We start from the raw sequence: 614 nt of genomic DNA on the forward strand, positions 1-614 counted from the left end.
TCAGGCCCGACGTCCTGATCGGCGCCGCCGAGATCCGGAACCGGTCGGGCGACGAGTCGCTCCGGATCGTGGATGCCCGGGCGCCGGAGGAGTACCGGGGCGACGTGGCCGAGGTCGGCGTTTCCCGGAACGGGCACATCCCCGGGGCCACCAACCTCGACTGGACGACGCTGCTCGAGGACGGCTGGTTCCGGACGGGCGACGTCGGTCGCTTCGTCGCCGGCCGGCTCCGCATCACGGGCCGCAAGAAGGACCTCATCATCCGCGGCGGCGTCAACGTGAGCCCCGCGGCCGTCGAGGAGGTCGTCGCGACGCACCCGGCCGTGCGCGACGTCGCGGTCGTCGGCGTGCCCCACCCCGTGATGGGCGAGGACGTCGTCGCCGTCGTGTGCCACAAGGAGGGCGCGTCCTTCGACGCCGTCCGCATCGAGCTCGCCGAGCTCTGCGCGTCGAAGCTCTCGCGCGCGAAGCAGCCCGCGTCCTTCGTCCCCCTCGCCGATCTCCCGCGGACGACGAGCGGCAAGATCCAGAAGGCCAAGCTCCGCACCTTCTTGAAGGAGGGCGGCAAGCCCGTCGCCCTCGCGGCCGATCCCGCCGCCCCCGCGCTCGCCTTC

1 protein-coding gene is annotated in these 614 nt (G+C 73.1%); it reads left to right on the forward strand.

The genetic code is table 11. From position 1 onward, the window contains the following. A partial coding sequence (locus tag JNK74_29375; GenBank protein MBL7650286.1) for an acyl--CoA ligase occupies positions 1-614 on the forward strand: 614 nt, incomplete at both ends.

Source organism: Candidatus Hydrogenedentota bacterium (assembly GCA_016791475.1).
Taxonomy (GTDB): domain Bacteria; phylum Hydrogenedentota; class Hydrogenedentia; order Hydrogenedentales; family JAEUWI01; genus JAEUWI01.